Origin of the sequence: Pseudomonas sp. FW300-N2F2, from assembly GCF_017351655.1 — a bacterium.
In the GTDB taxonomy this organism is placed as follows: Bacteria; Pseudomonadota; Gammaproteobacteria; order Pseudomonadales; family Pseudomonadaceae; genus Aquipseudomonas; species Aquipseudomonas fluorescens_AA.
Genome location: NZ_JACNDQ010000001.1, coordinates 417,343 through 438,729 on the forward strand (window position 1 = coordinate 417,343; position 21,387 = coordinate 438,729).

Annotated in this window: 16 protein-coding genes, 2 tRNA genes, 1 pseudogene and 1 riboswitch; of the genes and pseudogenes, 7 read left to right on the forward strand and 12 right to left on the reverse strand. The window is 59.4% G+C overall.

Annotated elements, in window-relative coordinates; translation table 11 throughout:
• Positions 1 to 51 precede the first annotated feature (51 nt).
• Both J4E63_RS01955 and J4E63_RS01960 read right to left on the reverse strand, forming a co-directional pair.
• Positions 52 to 128, reverse strand: a tRNA-Met gene (locus J4E63_RS01955).
• Between the two features lie 103 nt (positions 129 to 231).
• Positions 232 to 2,289 (reverse strand): methyl-accepting chemotaxis protein, encoded by a 2,058-nt coding sequence (locus J4E63_RS01960; RefSeq protein ID WP_207280905.1) that lies wholly within the window; start codon positions 2,287 to 2,289, stop codon positions 232 to 234.
• Between the two features lie 330 nt (positions 2,290 to 2,619).
• Here J4E63_RS01960 and J4E63_RS01965 point away from each other — a divergent pair, with 330 nt between their 5' ends.
• The 5 genes and pseudogenes from J4E63_RS01965 to J4E63_RS01980 all read left to right on the forward strand — a co-directional run bounded on the left by J4E63_RS01965 (position 2,620) and on the right by J4E63_RS01980 (position 9,926).
• The gene (locus J4E63_RS01965) at positions 2,620 to 3,837 is read left to right on the forward strand and encodes an MFS transporter (RefSeq protein ID WP_207280906.1); all 1,218 of its coding nucleotides are present in this window, start codon (positions 2,620 to 2,622) and stop codon (positions 3,835 to 3,837) included.
• A 66-nt stretch (positions 3,838 to 3,903) separates the two neighbouring features.
• Positions 3,904 to 4,965, forward strand: coding sequence for an ankyrin repeat domain-containing protein (locus J4E63_RS01970; protein ID WP_259333564.1), 1,062 nt, complete (start codon positions 3,904 to 3,906; stop codon positions 4,963 to 4,965).
• Between the two features lie 737 nt (positions 4,966 to 5,702).
• A pseudogene (locus J4E63_RS31145) lies at positions 5,703 to 6,725 on the forward strand (HAMP domain-containing protein); the annotation flags it as partial.
• A 111-nt stretch (positions 6,726 to 6,836) separates the two neighbouring features.
• Positions 6,837 to 7,649 carry a methyl-accepting chemotaxis protein gene (locus J4E63_RS31150; protein WP_404942838.1) on the forward strand — a complete coding sequence of 271 codons (813 nt, stop codon included), beginning with the start codon at positions 6,837 to 6,839 and terminating at the stop codon, positions 7,647 to 7,649.
• A gap of 51 nt (positions 7,650 to 7,700) precedes the next feature.
• On the forward strand, positions 7,701 to 9,926 hold the full coding sequence (locus tag J4E63_RS01980; protein ID WP_207280911.1) for an OsmC domain/YcaO domain-containing protein: 2,226 nt from the start codon (positions 7,701 to 7,703) through the stop codon (positions 9,924 to 9,926).
• Positions 9,927 to 9,975: 49 nt separating this feature from the next.
• On the opposite strand, the gene J4E63_RS01985 is transcribed toward J4E63_RS01980, so the two are convergent.
• Genes J4E63_RS01985 through J4E63_RS01995 form a run of 3 tightly spaced genes read right to left on the reverse strand, consistent with a single transcriptional unit; the run spans position 9,976 to position 12,790 of the window.
• Positions 9,976 to 10,767: an ABC transporter ATP-binding protein gene (locus J4E63_RS01985; RefSeq protein WP_207280912.1), complete on the reverse strand. Its 792-nt coding sequence runs from the start codon at positions 10,765 to 10,767 to the stop codon at positions 9,976 to 9,978.
• Positions 10,764 to 11,780, reverse strand: coding sequence for an iron ABC transporter permease (locus J4E63_RS01990; protein ID WP_207280915.1), 1,017 nt, complete (start codon positions 11,778 to 11,780; stop codon positions 10,764 to 10,766). The genes J4E63_RS01985 and J4E63_RS01990 overlap by 4 nt, the downstream gene beginning before the upstream one ends.
• A complete protein-coding gene (locus J4E63_RS01995; RefSeq protein ID WP_207280917.1) occupies positions 11,777 to 12,790 on the reverse strand; it encodes an ABC transporter substrate-binding protein in 1,014 nt (337 codons plus the stop codon). Before J4E63_RS01995 ends, J4E63_RS01990 begins: the two co-directional genes overlap by 4 nt.
• 140 nt (positions 12,791 to 12,930) lie before the next feature.
• Positions 12,931 to 13,126, reverse strand: a riboswitch (cobalamin riboswitch).
• A gap of 145 nt (positions 13,127 to 13,271) precedes the next feature.
• Between J4E63_RS01995 and J4E63_RS02000 the strand changes: the two genes are divergently transcribed.
• Positions 13,272 to 13,715, forward strand: a complete 444-nt coding sequence (locus J4E63_RS02000) for a DUF3592 domain-containing protein (RefSeq protein WP_207280919.1) — start codon at positions 13,272 to 13,274, stop codon at positions 13,713 to 13,715.
• Positions 13,716 to 13,718: 3 nt separating this feature from the next.
• Positions 13,719 to 14,306 carry a hypothetical protein gene (locus tag J4E63_RS02005; RefSeq protein ID WP_207280921.1) on the forward strand — a complete coding sequence of 196 codons (588 nt, stop codon included), beginning with the start codon at positions 13,719 to 13,721 and terminating at the stop codon, positions 14,304 to 14,306.
• A 1,001-nt stretch (positions 14,307 to 15,307) separates the two neighbouring features.
• Here the strand turns inward: J4E63_RS02005 and J4E63_RS02010 are convergent.
• The 7 genes from J4E63_RS02010 to ispE form a co-directional block, all read right to left on the reverse strand.
• Positions 15,308 to 16,516, reverse strand: coding sequence for an MFS transporter (locus tag J4E63_RS02010; RefSeq protein WP_207280923.1), 1,209 nt, complete (start codon positions 16,514 to 16,516; stop codon positions 15,308 to 15,310).
• A 298-nt stretch (positions 16,517 to 16,814) separates the two neighbouring features.
• On the reverse strand, positions 16,815 to 17,915 hold the full coding sequence (ychF, locus tag J4E63_RS02015; protein WP_060740647.1) for a redox-regulated ATPase YchF: 1,101 nt from the start codon (positions 17,913 to 17,915) through the stop codon (positions 16,815 to 16,817).
• 22 nt (positions 17,916 to 17,937) lie between these two features.
• The gene (pth, locus tag J4E63_RS02020) at positions 17,938 to 18,522 is read right to left on the reverse strand and encodes an aminoacyl-tRNA hydrolase (RefSeq protein ID WP_003185374.1); all 585 of its coding nucleotides are present in this window, start codon (positions 18,520 to 18,522) and stop codon (positions 17,938 to 17,940) included.
• A 166-nt stretch (positions 18,523 to 18,688) separates the two neighbouring features.
• Complete coding sequence (locus J4E63_RS02025; RefSeq protein ID WP_060740648.1) at positions 18,689 to 19,291, reverse strand: 50S ribosomal protein L25/general stress protein Ctc; 603 nt, start codon at positions 19,289 to 19,291, stop codon at positions 18,689 to 18,691.
• Positions 19,292 to 19,433: 142 nt separating this feature from the next.
• Entirely contained in the window at positions 19,434 to 20,375 is a 942-nt protein-coding gene (locus J4E63_RS02030) for a ribose-phosphate pyrophosphokinase (RefSeq protein ID WP_003171603.1), read from the reverse strand.
• Positions 20,376 to 20,422: 47 nt separating this feature from the next.
• Positions 20,423 to 20,497: transfer RNA gene (locus J4E63_RS02035), tRNA-Gln, on the reverse strand.
• Positions 20,498 to 20,534: 37 nt separating this feature from the next.
• The gene (gene ispE, locus J4E63_RS02040) at positions 20,535 to 21,386 is read right to left on the reverse strand and encodes a 4-(cytidine 5'-diphospho)-2-C-methyl-D-erythritol kinase (RefSeq protein ID WP_207280925.1); all 852 of its coding nucleotides are present in this window, start codon (positions 21,384 to 21,386) and stop codon (positions 20,535 to 20,537) included.
• Between the last annotated feature and the right edge of the window lies 1 nt (position 21,387).

A 21,387-nucleotide genomic window follows, 5' to 3' on the forward strand; every position in this document is an offset into this window, starting at 1 on the left:
TTTTGAGGCATAAAAAAACGGCCTATCTTTCGATAGGCCGTTTTTAGTACTTGGTGGCTACACAGGGACTTGAACCCCGGACCCCAGCATTATGAATGCTATGCTCTAACCAACTGAGCTATGTAGCCAAGTGGCGCGCATTATTCGCCGGTAACGAAGATGTGTCAAGCGTAAATCTGAAATATTTCTCTGCGCTTTCAACCGCTTAACAATCCTCGCCGCAAATCCCCGTCAGTTGAGCTGAAATCTCCCTGTGTTGGCACTCAAGGCCTTGCTTCCCTGGCTCAGGGTATCCGCCGCCACGTTCACGGCCCGTGCGCCTTCGAGCAAGCGCATGGCCGCCTGGTCGACCTGCTGGATATTGCCGCTGACCTCGTCGGCGGTGCTGGCTTGTTCATCCACGGCGGTGGCGATTTGCGCCAGGGTGTCGGTGACACTTTGCACGGCGCTGGCAATTTCTCCCAGCCGTTCGCCCAGGCCGGTGACGGCTTGGGCGTCGGTCTGGGCCTGGCCGCAGGCGGCTTCCATCAGGCTGACCGCTTCGTTGACCGTGGCACGCAGGCTGTCGACGGTGCCGGCAATCTGTTGCGTGGAGGACTGGGTGCGTTGCGACAGGCTGCGCACTTCGTCGGCCACCACGGCGAAACCACGGCCCTGTTCCCCGGCGCGCGCCGCTTCGATGGCGGCATTGAGGGCCAGAAGATTGGTCTGCTCGGCCACGCCACGAATGGTATCGACCACCAGTTGGATCTGCTGCCCTTGTTCGCTGACGCGTCCCAGTGCGGCGGCGGTTTCGTTGAGTCGCTGGTTGAGCTGCTGGATGCTCGCCGTGGTGCGCTGGCTGTCGCGACTGCTGTCGGCGGCGATGCGGCGGGTCTGCTGGGCACTGTCGGAGGCCTGTTCACAACTCTTGGCCACGCCCTGGGAGGTGGCGGCCAGTTGCGTCGCGGCGGCGGCGATCTGGCTGATCTGCATCTGCTGGGCCTCGACTTCTCCCAGGGCGCCGCTGGAGTGGGTATTGAGGGTGCGCACGGCATTGCTCAACTGCAACGTTTCGTGGTCCACCCCCAGCAGGCTGTTGCGCAACTGCACCACGGCGACATTGAGAGCGGTGCTGATGGCCGCCAGTTCATCGCGCCCTTGTACCGGCACTTGCAGGCTGAGATTGCCGTCGCGCAGGGCCTCGGCCAGCAGGGTGATGCCGCTGGCGCTGCGCCGGATCGACGCTTGCAGGCACACAAAAAGATACAGCGCCGCCAGCAGCAGGCAGCCCAGCACCGTCGCTACCAGGGTGAACTGGCGAATCGCCGAACCTTGGTAGTGATCCAGCCGCGTATCCAATGCCACCAGTGATTGTTGCCGCAGGGTCGCCAGGTCGGTGAGGAGGGCGTCCATGTGTTTTTCGAAGTCTTCCGGCTTCAGGTTGATGGAGCCACCGAACACGCCGTCATCCAGCACTTTCAGGCCGGCGTCCAAGTGCTTGAGGCTGCCTTGGAATTGTCCGGCCCAGGTTTGCAGATCGCTGGGCAGGCGGGTTTCCAGCAATGCTCCGGTCTTGACCAGTTGGTCCCGGGCATCACCGATACGGCTGCGCAGGTCCCGCAGTTGCAGGCGACTCTGCAGCGTGAACTGCCCCGACACCACGGAGGCCTGGCCAACGCTGGCCAGACGGCCGACCCGTTCGATCAGGTCCGGTGTCTGCTGGGTCGAAATCTGGGTCAGCAGGTAGGTTTCCAGCCAGGAGGCGAGGGTCAGGCGGTTGTCCATGACCATTTGTTCGCGCAAGGCTTGCAGGGCGCTGAGGGCCGCGGTGAAACGGTCGTAGCCATCCGGCCACCAACCCACGCTGCCCAGGCTCTTGGAGTCCAGACCGTTGAGGCTGGTTTGCAGGGTTTGATAGCGGGCAAGCGTGTCGGCTTCGGCACCTTCGCTTTGCAAGGTGGTGCCCAGGTCACTGGCGGCCTGGTTGAGGGCGGGTTGCACCGCTTCGTACGCCGCCATGGCGGCCAGCGTCGCGGGTGTCGGCTGCCGATTGGTCTCGGTGGCACGCCAGCGGGCGGCGCGGTTGCGCTGGGCGGTGAGCAGGTTGTCGAGATTATCCAGGGCCAGCAATTGGCGAACCCCGGCGCGTTCTCCGGAAATCAGGCTGAGCTTGTCGCGATAGTCCTGGCCGATCAGCCACAGGCTGCCCATGAGCGGCAGGATAAAAAGCAGGAACAGCAATTGGAATTTGCGGGCGAAGCCGAAACGCCCCAACAACCTGATTCCCGGTGATAGAAAAGCCTGCATGCCCATACTCCCCTGGATACCCCTGCACTGTTTTTGTGCGTTTTTTACACAGTGCTAAAACGGGTGCCCTTTTAAAAGGCCTCGAAAGTTTGTCCAAATCGGCTTGGTAGGCCAGCTCTGTAGCGAAACTTCCCATTCTCGGTCTCCTTTGTAAGGAGCCGCGTTGTAGCTCATTAACAAGGCAAGATTCAGACCATGGCGTTGAGCTATCACTTTGGAATTCGACAAATTTTTCAAGGTCGATAGCAAGCTAAGGGGATAGCCTTGTCGCACCGAAAAATGGCACATTGACGCACCTGCCCATGTGCACCCTCTCGTATGGAAACTCCCATGGCTATCAGCAATACCCAGGCCGCCACCCCTTCCGTTGCCGTCCCGGCGCAAAGCAGTCCGTTGGTCATGCGTATCATCGGCGCCGTGGCGCTGGCGCACCTGATCAACGATTTGATCCAGGCCGTGCTGCCCTCGATCTATCCGATGCTCAAGGACAGCTACGGCCTGACCTTCACCCAGGTTGGCCTGATCACCCTGACGTTCCAGTTGACCGCATCTTTGTTGCAGCCCTGGGTCGGCTATCACACGGATCGCCATCCCAAGCCCTGGCTGCTGCCGGCCGGGACGGTGTGCACGTTGATCGGCATTGTGATGATGTCCATGGTCGGCAGTTTTGCCTTGATCCTATTGGCGGCGGGATTGATCGGTATCGGCTCGTCGACCTTCCACCCGGAAGCATCGCGGGTGGCACGACTGGCTTCGGGTGGGCGCTACGGGCTGGCGCAATCGACGTTCCAGGTGGGCGGTAACGCCGGCTCTGCCTTCGGTCCGCTGCTGGCGGCGGCGATCATCATTCCCTACGGGCAAGGCAATGTGGCCTGGTTCGGGTTGTTCGCCCTGTTTGCGCTGTTCGTGCTGTACCGCATCAGCCGCTGGTACGCCAACCACTTGAACCTGTTCAAGCTCAAGCAAGGCCAGGCGGCCACCCATGGCCTATCCAAGGGGCGGGTCTTGAGCGCGCTGGTGGTGCTGGGGTTGCTGGTGTTTTCCAAGTACTTCTACATGGCCAGTTTTACCAGCTACTTCACGTTCTATCTGATCGAGAAGTTCGACCTGTCGGTGGCCTCTTCGCAGTTGTATCTGTTCCTGTTCCTCGGCGCAGTGGCGGCGGGGACCTTTTTTGGCGGACCGATTGGCGACAGGATCGGGCGCAAGGCGGTGATCTGGTTCTCGATCCTCGGTGTGGCACCGTTCACCCTGATTCTGCCTCACGTCGATCTGCTGTGGACCAGCATTCTCAGCGTGGTCATCGGCTTCATCCTCGCTTCGGCGTTCTCGGCCATCGTCGTGTACGCCCAGGAACTGGTGCCGGGCAATGTCGGGATGATCGCCGGCGTGTTCTTCGGGCTGATGTTCGGCTTCGGCGGGATTGGCGCCGCGCTGCTGGGGCATCTGGCGGACATTCGTGGCATTGAATACGTGTATTGGTTGTGCTCGTTCCTGCCGTTGCTTGGGGTGTTGGCGATTTTCTTGCCGAGGACTAAAAAAGTCTGATCCGCCTCCAGATGGCCGTTGGGTTTTATGCTGAAAAATCTTTTGATCAGAACGGTGACCGCCGCCATGGGTAAGCGTAAACGCAAGACACTGCCGAAGGATTTCGGTCAGTTGCTGGAACAGGCCTCGTTTGCCGAGCTGGTCGCCGTGTTCGAGGCGTGCGAGCTTGAAGCCACCGGCGGCTACAGCAAAAGCACCGCGCTGGGCTTTTACAACTGTCCCGACGCACTGGCCCGCTGGCTGGTGGAGCAGGGCGCCGATATCAATGCCCGTGACACTTACCAACGAACGCCCCTGCACCATCGCAGTTCGAGTTGGATCGGGGGTATCGATCTGCTGCTGGATTTGGGCGCCGATATCGAGGCGCAGGACTACCAGGGCTACACGCCGTTGCATGCCGCGGCCAACAGCCACAAAGCCGAGGCCATCGCGGCCCTGATCCGCCGTGGCGCCAATGTCGATGCCAAGAGTCGGCAGGGGCACGGTGTCCTGCATATTGCCCTGGCCACTACCCGCAATGCCGATATCGAGGCCACCGCGAAAATCGCCCAGACGCTGCTGGCGGCAGGGCTGCAATGCGATGACGGTATGCTCGCTGAAGTGCAGCGCATCGGCCGTGAATTCGAATTTCACCGGGCCTCTTTCAACCCGGACTACCTCGAAGCAACGGACGCCGCCCTGACCCGTCTCTATCGCCTTTTCGACGTCGAGCCCGTTGCTTCTCGCAAGGTTCACGACGGTCAGGCCGCCATCGTCGTGACGGCCAGTGGCTGGCCAGACCAGCATCAGCAATTGTGGGAGCTGCTGGTGCCATCCTCAGGCGCCGCAGCGACGGCGCAGGGTGAGGTGATCCGCATCAGTGGCCGTATCTCCCGAGAGATTCACCACAACGGATCGGCCAACTGGGACGCCGATTTCAAAGCGATGTTGGTGGCTCTGGTTGACCATCTGGGCAGCGCCGTGCCCTTGCCTGAGGCCGACCTCGCTGAAGCCCGGGCGATGGCTGCTGTTTTGCGGGGTGGCAACGATAACGCCGAGCAGACTGATCGTCTCTGTGAGTTGGCCGTGCATTGGGTGATCGCCAACCCGCAGCCGGTGCCATTGGCGGCGCCTTCCTACAGCAGGTGACGCGACGGCGCGTCCCGCCCCTTCAGGAGCGAATAGCCCGGCGTGATACCTCGTGCGTCGGTGTTGAATTACGACCAAAGTACTGTTTTGTATAACGCCTAAGTTCGATTTTGTACAAAAGTCGGTCGTGTTAATTTGTGGCTGTGGTTATTGGTCTGAATGGATTCTGCGAGATTATTCAAGAGTGACCCCAGGGTTACTGGAAAAGCAGGGATCGCGCATTCTTTCCACCTATCGCCCTTATTGCCCTGGCACTTAAGGCCTTCGGTTCTTGATTTGAATACCTCTAGCTGCTTTTCAGGTGGATAGAGCGGATTTACGCCCCAACCTGCCACGATTCAAATACTTATAAAGCGCTGCATCGCTGTGCCCTTTCAAGGCGATTGCCTTGTGGACAGCGTAAACAGCCGTGATCGATTGTTATTTGCCGCGTCGTGCACAAGTTAAAGGCCGTCGTCTTTAGCGTTGGCAATAAATAGAATCAGGTAGGGGATGATATGAAGTTCAAGTCATTGCAGGCACGCATTTGTGTCACAGCAGGCGTATGCCTGTTTGTTTCATCCATCAGCCTGGTTGTCTACGGGCTCTTTACCGCTCGTACCAATGAGCAATACGTCGCTTCCGAAGTCTCGGCGCTGGTTGAAAAGTCAACGATCCGGGAAATCCAGAACCTCGCCGAGTCCCGTGCCAATGCCATCCAGGCCAAGTTGCAGAATGCGCTGGACGCCGCCCGCACCATGGCCAACACCTTTGCCGCCAGCAAGGCCGCGCAAAGTCCCTTGGCGTTGGGGCGTGAGCAGATCAACAGCGTATTGCTCAGCGTCCTCAAGGATAACCCGGACTTCAACGGCACCTACTCCTGCTGGGAACCCAATGCGTTGGACGGCCAGGATCCGGCGTTCCGTAACGCTACCGACGGCAATAATCCCCTGACGGGACGCTTCACGCCTTACTGGACTCGCAGCGCCGACGGTCATGTCGCGGTGCAGCCATTGGTCGAGTATGACTCCCCGGATCGTCATCCCAACGGCGTGCCCAAGGGCGGCTGGTACAGCGGCCCGCGCGACACCCTGAAGGAGAGTGTGCTCGATCCCATTCCCTATGTGGTCCAGGGCAAGAACGTCTGGCTGACCACCCTGTCGGTGCCAATCGTGGCCAACGGCAAGTTCTACGGTGTGGTCGGGGCTGACTTCGATATCGCCTTTATCCAGAAACTCAGCGAACAGATGTCTGCCGAACTCTACGGCGGCAAAGGCACGGTTTCGATCTTGAGTAACCAAGGGTTGGTGGTCGCGGACAGCCAGCGCACCGACCTGATCGGGCAATCCATCAAGGCTCTGTTGCCTGAGTCTTGGGAAAAAGTGCTCAGCGATATCCAGGGCGGTCGGGGTGACGGCCAGCTCAATCCGCAAACCCAGAATATCGAAGTGCTGATGCCCATTGCACTCGGTCGCACGGGCAAGCCCTGGGCGGTGTTGATTCGTTTGCCCAAGGCCGTGGTCATGGCCCAGGCCATCGCCCTGGAGCAGGAGTTGCAAGCGCGCAGTATCAGCAACAGCATCTGGCAAGTGTCGGTAGGGCTGGGCATTTCCCTGTTGGCGTTGGTCGCCCTCTGGTTCGCCACGGCGAAAATCGTCGGGCCGATTCGCGAGGCCGCGGCGTTGGCCGCCAACATCAGTCTGGGCGATTTCTCGCGCCGCCTGGTGCAGCAATCCGAGGATGAAGTCGGGCAACTGTCTGCCGCACTCAATGACATGTCCGAAAGCCTGCAGCGGCAGGTGAGGGTGGCCGAGCGTATTTCCGAAGGGGATCTGGACCTGGAGGTCCGCTTGTCTTCGCCCCACGATACCCTTGGCAAGTCACTGGAGAAGATGGTCAGCAACCTGAACCAGCTGATTTCCGAGGTGCAGACCAGCGCCACCCAGATTACCGGCAGCTCGGCGCAGGTCACCGACCTGAGCCAGTCATTGTCCGATGGTGCGTCGAACTCCGCGTCGTCCATTACCGAAATCAGCGCGGTGATGACGCAAATGGCTGCGCAGACCCGGGACAACGCCGCCAACGCCAAGAAAGCCGATGAGCAATCCCAGGCATCACGGGCCGATGCGGGGGAGAGCGATAAATTGATGAGCGAGCTGATTGCCGCGATGGCTGAAATCGACAACTCGGGCAAGGACATCACCGCGATCATCACCACCATCGACAACATTGCCGCTCAAACCAATCTGTTGGCGCTGAACGCGGCCATCGAAGCCGCCCGGGCGGGTGAGCTTGGGCGCGGTTTTGCCGTCGTCGCCGACGAAGTGCGCAGCCTGGCCGCCCGCAGCGCCGAGGCCGCCCAACAGACGGCGGCATTGATCGCCGATTCGTCGAGCAAGACCCAGCGCGGCATGATCATCGCCGGCCGGACCGCCGAATCGCTGAAAAACATCGTTCATGGAACCAGCGCGGTTTCCAACCTGGTTTCGCTGATCTACCAGGCCTCCAGCGAGCAGGCTTCGGGCTTGCAGCAGGCCAGTATCGGCTTGGAGCAGATCGATGAAGTGACGCAGAAAAACCAGTCCAACTCACAAGAATGCGCGGTGGCGGCCAAGGATCTTTCGGAGCGGGCCTCACTGATGCAGCGTGTGCTGGGTCGTTTCAAAGTCAAAAGGGGTGGGCTAAAGCACAAGACTTCCGATTGAAAAAGCGGATAATGGCCGCCTATTTTTTGCTCGTGATGCTGGTAATCCCGTATGGAAATCAAGGTCAACTTTCTCGACAACCTTCGACTTGAAGCCAAGTTTGATGACTTTACGGTGGTGGCCGATCAACCTATCCGCTACAAGGGCGACGGCTCGGCCCCCGGGCCGTTCGATTACTTCCTGGCTTCGTCGGCGTTGTGCGCGGCTTACTTTGTGAAGTTGTATTGCCAGACGCGCAATATTCCCACCGATAACATTCGTCTGTCGCAGAACAATATTGTCGATCCGGAAAATCGCTACAACCAGATCTTCAAGATCCAGGTCGAGCTCCCGGCGGATATCAGCGACAAAGACCGCCAAGGCATTCTGCGCTCCATCGACCGTTGCACGGTGAAGAAGGTCGTGCAAGCCGGGCCTGAGTTTGTCATTGAAGAGGTGGAAAACCTCGACGCCGATGCCCAGGCGTTGCTGATGCCCAATTCGGTTTCCCAAGCCGGCACCTACATCGCCGGCAAGGACCTGCCGCTGGAGCAGACCATCGCCAATATGTCGGGCATTTTGGCCGACCTGGGCATGAAGATCGAGATCGCTTCGTGGCGCAATATTGTCCCCAATGTGTGGTCGCTGCATATTCGCGATGCCCACTCGCCGATGTGTTTTACCAATGGCAAGGGCGCGACCAAAGAGAGCGCACTGGCGTCGGCGTTGGGCGAGTTTATCGAGCGACTGAACTGCAATTTTTTCTACAACGATCAGTTCTGGGGCGAAGACATCGCCAACGCGGCGTTTGTGCATTACCCGGACGAGCGCTGGTTCAAGCCTGGCCGTAAAGATGCGTTGCCGGCGGAAATCCTCGACGCGTACTGCCTGAACATCTACAACCGCGACGGCGAGCTGCGTGGCTCCCACCTGATCGATACCAACTCGGGTAATGAAGAGCGCGGCATCTGCTCGCTGCCGTACGTGCGCCAGTCGGACGGCGAGGTGGTGTATTTTCCGTCCAACCTGATTGAAAACCTGTTCCTGAGCAACGGCATGAGCGCCGGTAACACGCTGGCCGAAGCTCAGGTGCAATGCCTGTCGGAAATTTTCGAGCGCGCGGTCAAACGCGAGATCATCGAAGGTGAATTCGCACTGCCGGATGTACCGGCCAACGTGCTGGCGAAGTACCCGGGAATCATGGCCGGTATTCAGGCGCTGGAAGAGCAGGGGTTCCCCGTCCTGGTGAAGGATGCCTCCCTGGGGGGCGAATTCCCGGTGATGTGCGTCACGTTGATGAACCCGCGTACCGGCGGTGTGTTTGCCTCGTTCGGCGCACACCCGAGCCTGGAAGTGGCGCTGGAGCGCAGCCTGACCGAATTGTTGCAGGGCCGCAGTTTCGAAGGCCTCAACGACTTGCCACAGCCGACGTTCGAAGGTCATGCGGTGACCGAGCCGAATAACTTCGTCGAGCACTTCATCGACTCCAGCGGCGTGGTGTCGTGGCGCTTCTTCAGTGCCAAGTCAGATTACGAATTCGTGGAGTGGGACTTCTCCGGCCAGGGTGAAAACTCGAATGCCGAGGAAGCCGCGACCTTGTTCGGCATTCTCGAAGGCATGGGCAAGGAAGTGTACATGGCGGTCTACGAGCATATCGGCGCGAAAGCGTGCCGTATCCTGGTGCCGGGCTATTCGGAAATCTATCCCGTGGACGATCTGATCTGGGATAACACCAACAAAGCGCTGTTTTTCCGCGCCGACATCCTGAACCTGCATCGCCTGGACGAAGACGAACTGCAAGCGCTGGTCGAGCGTCTGGTGGAAAGCGAGCTGGACGACTACACCGACATCACCACCTTGATCGGCATAGAGTTTGATGACAACACGGCTTGGGGCCAGTTGACGATCCTGGAGTTGAAGCTGCTGATCTATCTGGCCTTGCAGCAGTTTGAAGAGGCGAAGGAAGCGGTGGAAACCTTCCTGCAGTACAACGACAACACGGTTGAGCGCGGGTTGTTCTACCAGGCCGTGAATGTGGTGCTGGAGATGAAGCTGGACGAAGACCTGGAACTGGAAGACTACGAGGCCAATTTCCGTCGGATGTTTGGCAACGAGCGGATGGATGCGGCGATCGGCTCGGTGGACGGCAGCGTGCGCTTCCATGGCTTGACGCCGACCAGCATGAAGCTGGAGGGTCTCGATAGACACCTGCGCCTGATCGACAGCTACAAAAAACTGCACGCGGCGCGGGCCAATGTGTCGGCTTTATCTTCCGGGCTCGCCCCGTCGCTTGGCTGAATCTGAGCACTTGCATAGGGTTCGGTTTTTTCCGAACCCCGAGATTCAGTCAAACGGAACGAAAGCGCAGGATCTGCGCGCCGTCGAAAGGGTCGATCAGGTAATGGGCGTGCACGCCGAACGTATCCTGCAAGCGTTGCGGGGTCAGCACCTCCAGTGGTTTGCCGAGGGCCACCAGCCGGCCCCGTTCCAGTACCGCCAGGCGATCACAGGTCAACGCCTGGTTCAGGTCATGCAGGGCGATGACCGTCGTGACAGGTAGCGCTTGCACGACTTTCAGGATGGCGAGCTGATGCTGGATATCCAGGTGATTAGTGGGTTCGTCCAGCAATAGAATCTGCGGGCGTTGGGCCAGGGCCCGAGCGATGTGAACGCGTTGGCGTTCACCGCCGGACAGACTGTGCCAGGTGCGGTTTTTCAAGTGCGCCGCATCGACGTCCCACAGCGCCTGCTGGACGATGGCGGCGTCTTCGTTTGACCACGGACTCAAGGCTGATAGCCACGGCGTTCGGCCCAAGGCAACGGCGTCGAACACGCTGATCGCATCCAGTGTGTCGGCCTGTTGCTCAACCACGGCCAGGGTCTGCGCGACGGTTCGCCGTGCCAGCGTCTTGAGGGGCTGGTTGTTGAGGTGAATGTCGCCCCGGCTGGGGGCGCGCACGCCCGCCAGCAGTTTGAGCAGTGTGGATTTTCCCGAACCGTTGGGCCCGACGAGGCCCAGGGTTTCGCCTCGGCGGATGTCCAGGTGGATATCGTGCAACAACTCGGCGTCCCGCACATGGAACCCGAGGGCGGAACAACTCAGCACGGATTCGCCGATAACAGAGGTGACGGCATTCATCGGGCATTTCTCCGACCGATCAGGATCAACGCGAACACCGGAGCACCCACCAGTGCAGTGATGACGCCGACCGGGATGACTTGGCCTTTGATCAGTGTTCGGGAGAAGACATCGGCGGCGATCAGGAACACCGCGCCACCCAACGCGCTTGCCGGCAACAGGCGCGCATGCCGGGTCCCCAGCAACAAACGCACGGCATGGGGAATGACCAAACCGACGAAACCGATGGAGCCCACAATCGACACCATCACCGCTGTCACCAGCGCCGCGCAGCTGATCAGTAGAAATTGCACTCGGCGTACCGGAATGCCAAGGGAGGCGGCCGAGTCGGCGCCAAAGGTAAAGGCGTCCAGCGCCCGCCGGTGCCACAGGCACACCGCAAGACCGATCAATGCCACGGGCACCGACAGCCACACCGACGGCCAACGGACCCCACTGAGATTTCCCAGCAACCAGAACATGATGCCGCGAGCTTGTTCGGAGCTGGCGGACTTGGTAATCAGAAACGCGGTGAGCGCATTGAACAACTGCGAACCGGCAATCCCGGCCAGGATGATCTGCCCGGTGCCAGCGGGTGAGCGGCTGGCACGGGCCAGCAAAACGACCACGGCGAACGCGGCAACGGCCCCGGCGAAGGCCCCGACCGACAACGAAATCAGCCCCGCCCCAATGCCCAGCAGCGCCACCAGTACCGCGCCTGTCGAGGCGCCGGCGGAGATGCCGAGCAGGTAAGGATCGGCCAATGGGTTGCGCAACAGCGATTGCAAGATCACCCCGCAGGTCGCCAGGCCCGCACCGCAGGCCGCCGCCACCAGCGCACGGGTCAGCCGGTAGTTCCAGACGATGCCTTCGTCTATCGGGTCGAGGGCATAACCTGCGGCCCACAGTTTGTTGGCCAGCACCTGGAACACCACGTTCGGCTCGATACTCGTCTCACCGATGGCCACGCCGGCAATCACTGCCAGGAGCAGCGCCGCCAACGCCAGCAACGTTCGAATCAGCGTCGGAATCATTTCGGCAGGTCGTAGCCGCTGATGGCCGTCGCCAGGGTTTCCAGGCCGTCGAACATTCTGATGCTGGCTTGCATGGCCATCGCATCGAGAATGATGATGCGGTTGTTTTTCACCGCGTCCATATTGCGGGTCACCGGGTCACTGCGCAGGAATTGCAGCTTCTTTTCATGGTCATCAGCCGGAAAACGTCGGCGATCCATGCGGGCAATGACCAGGAAGGTCGGGTTGGCCTTGGCGATGGTTTCCCAGCCGACGGTCGGCCATTCCTCATCGGACTCGACCACGTTGCGCACGCCCAGGGTACTGAGCATGAAGTCAGGAATGCCCTTGTGCCCGGCCACATAGGGGTCGATATCCAGACTGGCGCTGGAGAACCAGAACAGCGCACTCGTCTGCTTCAGATCCTTGGCCTGCACCGTGGCGATAGACTTCGCCAGGCTCGCCTTGAGTTGGGCATTCAACTGCTGGCCACGCTCCTGTACGTCGAAGATTTCAGCCAACTGGCTGATGCTCTTGTAGATGCTGTCGATGCGAAACGCCTCCAGCCGCGTGCCATCCGCGCCGACCAGATTATCCTTGGCTTCGCAATCGGAGGGCATCAGGTAGGTCGGGATCTTCAGTTCGTGAAACTGCTGGCGGGTACCGACCACGCCTTGCGGTCCGACCATCCATTCCAGTTCCACCGCCACCAGTTGCGGACGTTTGCCGATCACGGCCTCGAAGCTCGGCTCGTTATCGGCCAGGCGTTCGATCTTGTCGTTCTGCGCCTTGTATTTCATCTGCACATCGTTGAACCAGAGCGAAGTGCCAACCACCTTGTCGCTCAACCCCATGGCATAGAGCATTTCAGTGCCGGCCTGGCCGATGGTCACGGCGCGACTGGGCGATTGCTCGAAAGTCAGCGTGCTGCCGCAGTTCTCGAGGGTCAGGGGGTATTGAGTCGGGGCCGCGTGGGCGAGGCTCGGCAGACCCAGGGCAATGACGAGGGAGGCAAGGCGGGGCAGCAGCATGATGCAAACTCCAGTTGACCGTACACGGAGCAGGGGACGGACTGGAAAACACATCATCGAACGCTGTCGCTAAAGCACTGAAGTGGCGATCGGCCCAGTGACGCGCAACGCAAGGATGCCCTTCCCGGACACCCCGCCGGTTAGTGATTGACTTGGCCGGCAGGTCTCCTGACTAATGCGTCATCGCCTGGCTCCAGCCTTCCCGGGGCGATCCCAGTGGCCATTGAGGAGCAGACTCAGCACCTACAGTTGCGGGGGCAGTTCCGTTTGATGCCGTGCGAGGCATCTCGGATTCCCTATTAGTCCCGTGGGGGAACCGGCGCTGGGCATGGTAGTCGATCAGGGTGTTTATCACCACTCGCCACTGAGAGGTCTTCTCCTGGCGTCGTACGATTGCGGGAATGATTTTCCGGAGGTGCGGCATAGCGCCGCTTCTTGCTATTCTGGTCGCCCTCTTCATGGACGAACACTGAGACAAACCATGGCTAACTACACCCCGTCACACATCGGGAAGATATTGCTGGGCCTGCTGTTTGCCCTGATTGGTATCGGTTTGTTGAGCATTGCCATCAATCTCACGCTTGAGCGACGCGAGTTTCTCGACCGCGCACAGACCGCCGATGGCATCGTCAGCCACTTGAATGCCGGTGGTTCGCATCCTGAGATCGCCTTCACCACGAGCAGTGGTGAAAAAATCTCCTACCCCCAGGGCGGCTTCATTTTCGGCTATCAGCAGGGTCAGCCGGTGCGGGTGCACTACCTGTCCGAGCAGCCTGCCAACAGCGCCATCGTCGATGACTTGGCCGCGCTGTGGGGCACTTCCGGGGTCCTGGGTCTTATCGGTCTGGTGTTCACGCTTGTCGGTCTGGCAAAAGCTATCCGTCAGCGCGGTCGCGGTGCGGTTCATTCACATAAAGGACTTTAACGTATGAGCTACAACATCCCGATCCCGGTCAATGAAAGTCGCTGGCAGTATCAGACCGCCAGTGGTGGCGGCCTGACCGTGGTCATGGTGGCGGGCAGTGGCGGTTCGATCATCCTGCGTTCGCCCGAGGGCGAGGACGTCAGCTACCGCTACGGCGGCGTCGGAGTAGGTGCCGGATTTGGCGCGCGGCTGCCGCGTTTCGGCAAGATCAACATCCAGATCAAGGGCAAGGGTGTGGCTGCGGCCGGCGCGGCGGAGGCGTTTCCCAGCACCGGCAAGGTGTTTGTCAGCGATGCCTTGGTCGCTCGCGACCTGACCAGTGACGACATCACCGGACCTTGCATGTACACCGAAGTAGGGGTGGGCCTGGGAATCGGTGGCTCGGCCACGGCGCTGTTGTTCGGGCTTGATCCCAAGTTGCTGGCGTTGTCGATGGCACTGAATTCCAACCCGGCGACCTCGCTCATCGCTTCCACCCTGGTCAACCAGCGGCTGGCGAAGTCGGCCAAGGGGGCGGTGGTCATGGCCGGTATAAACGCTGGCCTGCAGGCCGGTGGTGGCGCTGCGATTTACATCGGTTATCTGTTCTAGTCTGGGGCAAGGCCACAGTGCCGATTAGAAAAAACGGTGCTTCTTCCTGAGGGGGAGGTGCCGTTTTTTGGGGCTTTTCTTTTATGGTGGGATTGGTGTGTATATCCGTTGCTGCGGTAACGGCTACTTAGGGTTCCGCTCTTACGGCGGGTCACTTTTGAGAGGCGTGTGCGGACCGGACACATGGTTGACGGGTGTGCGGGGACATAGTTGACACTTTCTGGCGAGCAAGCTCGCTCCCACAGTTTTTTGTGTCGTATACAGATGCTGTGAACATCCACACCTCCATGTGGGAGCGGGCTTGCTCGCGAAAGCGGAGGATCAGTTTGCGATGATGTTGGCTGTGCCGACGTCATCGCGAGCAAGCTCGCTCCCACAGGTTTTTGTGTCGTGTACAGATGCTGTGAACATCCACACCCCCATGTGGGAGCGAGCTTGCTCGCGATAGCGGAGGATCAGTTTGCGATGATGTTGGCTGTGCCGATGTCATCGCGAGCAAGCTCGCTCCCACAGGTTTTTGCGTCGTATACAGATGCTGTGAACATCCACACCCCCATGTGGGAGCGAGCTTGCTCGCGATAGCGGAGGATCAGTTTGTGGTGATGTTGGCTGTGTCGACGTCATCGCGAGCAAGCTCGCTCCCACAGGTTTTTGTGTCGTATACAGATGCTGTGAACACCCCCACCCCCATGTGGGAGCGGGCTTGCTCGCGATAGCGGCGGGTCAGCCACAAAGATGCTGGAGGTGCCCCCGCTCTTGCTTTGCTTTAGATCTTGATCTCGACGCCCCGTTAAACCACGCTGGCCCACGGAGCAATGCCTTCTCCCCGGGCCACAGCTTCTTCGGAGAGGGGGCGGGCACTACGCTGGAGATGGTTTACAACAAGGAACTGGACCGCACTTATCTGACGGATGCGGAAGCGGACGCACAAGGCCACAACTGGCGCCTCCACACTGAATGGATTCTGGAAATCGAGGCATGATCAAGTCCGATCATGCACATCACTGGAAGGTGATTTCGTGACCAGTTGCAGACGAAGTGCGCAGTGTGCGAAGCCCTGGAAGCACTATCAGCACCATGGCCAGGCCCGCGACAATCGCGACGCCGAACCCTGCCTGCGCGCCACAGACGTCGATGACCAAGCCCGCCAATACGCCGCCGAGCGCTACGCCGATGCTGACGCCGGTCGACATCCACGTAAACCCTTCGGTGATCCTGGAAGGCGGAACAATCATCGTACCGAGATTCATGATGATGACCATCGTTGGCGCAAACGACATGCCTGCCAAAAATAGCATTCCGGAAAGGACATAGACGTTCGGTGAAAGAATGGGCAACACAGCAGTGACCGCCGTTACCAGCGCCCCGATAAAAAACTGCTGATCAATCGGCATGGAAGCCCTTAAGGCGCCGAACGTCAGGCCTGCGATCAGTGAGCCGAGGGCATAGGTTGCCAGGATGAAGCTGGCAGACGCCGGCCAGCCCTGTGCGTTGGCGAAGGCGACAACCGCCACGTCAACGGATCCTCCAATGACGCCCATCGCCAACAGTGCCAGCACGATGGTAGGAACGCCGGGGATAAGCAAGGCCGACCCTGTGTTCCTCGCCGTGCCCACGACCACCTTCGGTTCCGTCTGCCGCTGCATGAGAAACGCCGTCACGCCGACCATCAACAACAAGACCGCAGCAAGGGGCCCGGCTTGGGCGAAAAAACTGATGCTCAAACCAATGGCAAGTGGTGGGCCGATGACAAAGGCCAGTTCAGTTATAACGGTATCCAGGGAAAAGGCTGTGTGTAGCTGTGGCTTGCCCCGGAAAAGTTGTATCCAGCGTGCCCTTATCATGGCGGGCATGCTTGGCATCGTGCCCGCCAATGCCGCGAGAATGAACAGTAGTGTGACCGGAGCGCTCATATACACGGCAATGATCAGCGCGAGCAGCATACTGGTGCTGAAGGCCGCCAAAGGGGGCAGAACCCGGCGTTGCCCCCGCCGGTCGACGAGTTTCGATACTTGCGGACCGATAAGCGCAGTCGCCAGGGTATAAGTACCGGCGACCGCGCCTGCCAGCCAATAAAGTCCTGTCTGCTGCACCAACATGGTGATGATGCCAATGCCGATCATTGCCTGTGGCAGACGGGCAATGGCGCTCGTAATCACTAGCCCGATGGCGCCCGGGGCGGAGAAAAGTTCGCGGTAGGGGTTTGCCATGATGCTTCCTTTATCATGTGACACTGATGAATAACCCGCTGCCTGTGACACAAACTGATGGGACGGCAAACCGGCGGCTGGTCATTTGAGCACGCCTGCGAATGGGCCGTTACACGTTATTTGGGCAGGACAACACGGTACACGTCGCTGCTATTCAAGCAAACGAAGCCCAGGGGGAGGCGGGCGACGGATTGATATCGGACGGTTCTGGATTGCAACGAGATGCTCCAACGCAAAAGCCCCGCATCGCGGGGCGATAACGGGGCTTTTTGGATGCTGCGTGGAGCGGCGTGGCGGGTTAGACGTTAAAGCGGAAGTGCATCACGTCGCCATCCTTGACGATGTATTCCTTGCCTTCCAGACGCCATTTACCCGCTTCCTTGGCGCCCGCCTCGCCCTTGTACTGGATGAAATCCGAGTAGGCGATGACTTCGGCACGGATGAAGCCTTTTTCGAAGTCGGTGTGGATCACACCGGCGGCTTGCGGTGCGGTGGCACCCACGCGGACGGTCCAGGCGCGCACTTCTTCGACACCGGCGGTGAAGTAGGTCTGCAGGTGGAGCATCTCGTAGCCGGCGCGGATCACGCGGTTCAGGCCAGGCTCTTCCAGGCCCAGGGCCTCGAGGAACATGTCTTTCTCTTCACCGTCGTCCAGTTCGGCGATTTCCGCTTCGATCTTGTTGCAGACCGGAACGACCATGGCGCCTTCTTCCTCGGCAATGGCCTTGACCACGTCCAGGTGCGGGTTGTTCTCGAAACCGTCTTCAGCGACGTTGGCGATGTACATGACCGGTTTGGTGGTCAACAGGTGGAAGCCCTTGATCACCAGCTTTTCGTCGGTGCTCATGTTCTTCATCAGGCTGCGTGCAGGCTTGCCTTCGGTGAAGTGGGCGATCAATTGTTCCAGCAGGCCTTTCTGGACGACCGCGTCCTTGTCGCCGCCCTTGGCGTTGCGGGCAACTTTCTGCAGTTGTTTTTCGCAGCTGTCGAGGTCGGCGAAAATCAGTTCCAGGTCGATGATTTCGATGTCGCGTTTCGGGTCGACGCTGTTGGAGACGTGAATCACGTTCTCGTCTTCGAAGCAGCGCACCACGTGGGCGATGGCATCGGTTTCACGGATGTTGGCCAGGAACTTGTTGCCCAGGCCTTCGCCTTTCGACGCGCCAGCCACCAGGCCTGCGATGTCGACGAATTCCATGGTGGTCGGCAGGATGCGCTTGGGGTTGACGATAGCCGCCAAGGCTTCCAGGCGCGGATCGGGCATCGGCACGATGCCGCTGTTCGGCTCGATGGTGCAGAAGGGGAAGTTCTCGGCCGCGATACCGGATTTGGTCAGGGCGTTGAACAGGGTGGACTTGCCGACGTTAGGCAGGCCGACGATGCCGCAATTGAATCCCATGGTGTTTCCCCTCGGATAAGTGTCAGGCCTTCTGGCTGTGCAGGTTTTTCATCGCGCGGTTCCATTCACCGGCGAGGATATCCGGCAGCACGCCGAGGGCAAAGTCGATGCTGGCATCGAGTTTTTCCTGTTCGGCGCGAGGCGCACGACCCAGGACAAAGTTAGAAACCATACTGGCAACGCCCGGGTGGCCGATGCCAAGCCGCAGGCGGTGAAAGGTATTCTGATTACCCAGTTGCGCGATGATGTCGCGCAACCCGTTGTGACCGCCATGGCCGCCGCCTTGCTTGAGCTTGGCAACGCCCGGAGGCAGGTCGAGTTCGTCGTGGGCCACCAGGATTTCTTCAGGCTTGATGCGAAAGAAACCGGCCAATGCCGCCACGGCCTGGCCGCTGCGGTTCATGTAGGTGGTGGGAATCAACAGGCGAACATCCTGACCCTGATGCGAGAAGCGCCCGGTCAGGCCGAAATACTTGCGATCGGCGGCCAGGCTGACGCCTTGTGCGTGCGCGATGCGCTCAACAAAAAGGGCCCCTGCGTTATGCCGGGTCTGTTCGTATTCAGCGCCTGGATTTCCCAGGCCAACGATCAGTTTAATGGCAGTCACGATAGGGGCCCTTCCTGGAGTGTGGATAACGATGTCGCAATCAGGCGGTGTTGCGACAGTGGACGAAAATGGCGGATTTACCGTTAAGTAAACTTCGCGTTCTCGCCCGCTGTCTCGCTACGTTCCAGTCCGCGATGTTTCCGGTCACTCCGGCGACAGAGTGAAATTACTCTGCAGCGCCTTCTTCAGTGGCTTCTGGAGCAACACGTGGAGCGTGGACGTTGGCAACAGCCTTGTCATCGCCGTGTGCCAGAGCAACAAACTCAACGCCTTTAGGAGCCTTGAGGTCGGACAGGTGAATGATCGTGCCGACTTCGGCGTCAGCCAGGTCGACTTCGATGAATTCAGGCAGGTCTTTCGGCAGGCAGGAAACTTCCAGCTCGGAAGTCACGTGCGAGATCTCGCCGCCTTTCTTGACCGGAGCAGCTTCGTTGATGAAGTGCACTGGAACAACAGCAGTCAGCTTCTGACCGGCAACAACGCGGACGAAGTCAGCGTGCATCACGTGGCCTTTGGCCGGGTGACGCTGCAGGGCTTTGATCACGACGTTTTGCTTGGTGCCGCCAACGTTCAGCTCGATGATGTGGCTGTAGGCCGCTTCGTTTTCGAGCAGTTTGGCAACTTCTTTGGCCAGCATGCTGATGGACTCAGGGGCTTTGTCGCCACCGTAGACTACAGCTGGAACCAGGCTTGCGAGACGACGCAGGCGGCGGCTCGCACCTTTCCCCAGGTCGGAACGCACTTCAGCATTCAGAGTAAAATCGTTCATGTTGTATCTCCAAAATAGCCATGACCGAGTGACGTTTGCGACCAGCGTCAGGCACGGTATGGGCAAAAAAGCCCCGCCCCGACAGGTGATGTCGGGGCGGGGCGCTTTTCGTCAACGAGATGTCCTGGGAAGGGCAGGGCCCTTAGCGGAACATCGCGCTGATCGATTCTTCATTGCTGATGCGGCGAACCGCTTCGGCAACCACCGGTGCGATATCCAGTTGACGGATACGCGCACAGGCTTGTGCTGCAGCGGACAGCGGAATGGTATTGGTCACCACCAGCTCGTCCAGCACGGAATTTTCAATGTTCTCGATTGCCCGACCGGACAGCACAGGGTGTGTGCAGTAGGCAAAGACCTTGGCAGCGCCATGCTCTTTCAGGGCCTTGGCCGCGTGGCACAGGGTGCCGGCGGTATCGACCATGTCATCGACCAGAATACAGGTACGCCCTTCGACGTCGCCGATGATATGCATCACTTCGGAGTGATTGGCTTTCTCACGGCGTTTGTCGATGATACCCAGATCCACGCCCAGGGATTTGGCAACAGCCCGTGCACGCACGACGCCGCCAATGTCCGGGGACACGATCATCAGGTTTTCGAAGCGCTGATCTTCAATATCATCCACCAGGACGGGGGAGCCGTAGATGTTATCCACGGGAATATCGAAGAAACCCTGAATCTGGTCAGCATGCAGATCAACCGTGAGGACACGGTCGATGCCGACTACGGTGAGCATATCAGCCACGACTTTCGCGCTGATGGCCACACGTGCGGAACGCGGACGGCGATCCTGACGGGCATAACCAAAGTAAGGAATAACAGCAGTGATACGAGTAGCCGAGGAACGGCGGAAGGCATCAGCCATCACGACGAGTTCCATCAGGTTATCGTTGGTCGGAGCGCAAGTCGGCTGAATAATGAAGACGTCTTTACCGCGAACGTTTTCATTGATCTCGGCAGTGATTTCGCCGTCGGAAAATTTACCGACAGAAATGTCACCGAGAGGGATATGCAGCTGACGTACGACACGCCGAGCCAGATCGGGGTTGGCGTTCCCCGTAAAGACCATCATCTTGGACACGCGCAGTACCTGAAGGCTGAGGGTATACCTGGATGAGTATAGGAAAATGGCAGGGGCGGCTGGATTCGAACCAACGCATGGCAGGATCAAAACCTGCTGCCTTACCGCTTGGCGACGCCCCTGTATCTGTTGCTGCGAGTGCCCAGCACTCGATTCCTTTTAGAGCAGGTCTTGCAGCTTGCGATGCAACATCGAAACGTTGCTTCCTTTCGCTACAAACCCTGTAAGGGTCTCTGTAAGAAGGGCCGAGACTTTATCAGCTTCAGCTTTGCTTGGGAAGCCCCCAAACACACAACTTCCAGTTCCGGTGAGTTTTGCTTCGGTAAATTTACCTAACAAATTCAAAGCGTTACGAACATCTGGATAACGCCTTGCTACCACCGGTAAGCAGTCATTTCGACTGTTTCCCTTGGGAACGGGGCGCACTTTAATGGGAGGAGAGTTACGTGTCAACAGTGGATCTGAAAAAATTTCTGCTGTACTTACAGATACTTGCGGCACCAGCACCAAGTACCAGGGTTCCTCGGGTTCCACTGGGGTGAGTTTTTCCCCGACGCCCTCGGCGAAAGCGGCGTGGCCACGCACGAAAACCGGCACGTCGGCGCCCAGCGTCAGGCCCAGGGCCGCCAGGCGATCGATGTCCCAGCCAAGCTGCCACAAATGGTTGAGGCCCAATAAAGTCGTCGCCGCATTCGAGCTGCCGCCACCGATGCCGCCGCCCATGGGCAGGATTTTGTCGATCCAGATATCGATGCCCAGCGTACAACCGGATTGCGCCTGGAGTTGTTTCGCGGCCTTGACGATCAGGTTGCTGTCGTGGGGCACGCCTTCGAACTCGGTATGCAGATGAATCACGCCGTCGTCGCGCACGGCGAAGGTGATGTCGTCGCCGTAGTCCAGGAACTGGAAGATCGTCTGCAACTCGTGGTAGCCGTCCGGACGACGGCCGAGGATGTGCAGCATCAGGTTGAGCTTGGCCGGGGAGGGCAGGGTCAGGCGTGCAGCGGTCATG

Bases quoted from the DNA above. Each gene is read 5' to 3' on its own strand.
- J4E63_RS01970 (WP_259333564.1), top strand. From the start codon at position 3,904: ATGGGTAAGCGTAAACGCAAGACACTGCCGAAGGATTTCGGTCAGTTG.
- ychF (WP_060740647.1), bottom strand. From the start codon at position 17,915: ATGGGATTCAATTGCGGCATCGTCGGCCTGCCTAACGTCGGCAAGTCC.
- J4E63_RS01960 (WP_207280905.1), bottom strand. From the start codon at position 2,289: ATGCAGGCTTTTCTATCACCGGGAATCAGGTTGTTGGGGCGTTTCGGC.
- J4E63_RS31150 (WP_404942838.1), top strand. From the start codon at position 6,837: ATGGTCAGCAACCTGAACCAGCTGATTTCCGAGGTGCAGACCAGCGCC.
- J4E63_RS01965 (WP_207280906.1), top strand. From the start codon at position 2,620: ATGGCTATCAGCAATACCCAGGCCGCCACCCCTTCCGTTGCCGTCCCG.
- ispE (WP_207280925.1), bottom strand. From the start codon at position 21,386: ATGACCGCTGCACGCCTGACCCTGCCCTCCCCGGCCAAGCTCAACCTG.
- J4E63_RS01980 (WP_207280911.1), top strand. From the start codon at position 7,701: ATGGAAATCAAGGTCAACTTTCTCGACAACCTTCGACTTGAAGCCAAG.
- J4E63_RS02025 (WP_060740648.1), bottom strand. From the start codon at position 19,291: ATGAACGATTTTACTCTGAATGCTGAAGTGCGTTCCGACCTGGGGAAA.
- J4E63_RS01990 (WP_207280915.1), bottom strand. From the start codon at position 11,780: ATGATTCCGACGCTGATTCGAACGTTGCTGGCGTTGGCGGCGCTGCTC.
- J4E63_RS02005 (WP_207280921.1), top strand. From the start codon at position 13,719: ATGAGCTACAACATCCCGATCCCGGTCAATGAAAGTCGCTGGCAGTAT.
- J4E63_RS01985 (WP_207280912.1), bottom strand. From the start codon at position 10,767: ATGAATGCCGTCACCTCTGTTATCGGCGAATCCGTGCTGAGTTGTTCC.
- J4E63_RS02010 (WP_207280923.1), bottom strand. From the start codon at position 16,516: ATGGCAAACCCCTACCGCGAACTTTTCTCCGCCCCGGGCGCCATCGGG.
- J4E63_RS01995 (WP_207280917.1), bottom strand. From the start codon at position 12,790: ATGCTGCTGCCCCGCCTTGCCTCCCTCGTCATTGCCCTGGGTCTGCCG.
- J4E63_RS02000 (WP_207280919.1), top strand. From the start codon at position 13,272: ATGGCTAACTACACCCCGTCACACATCGGGAAGATATTGCTGGGCCTG.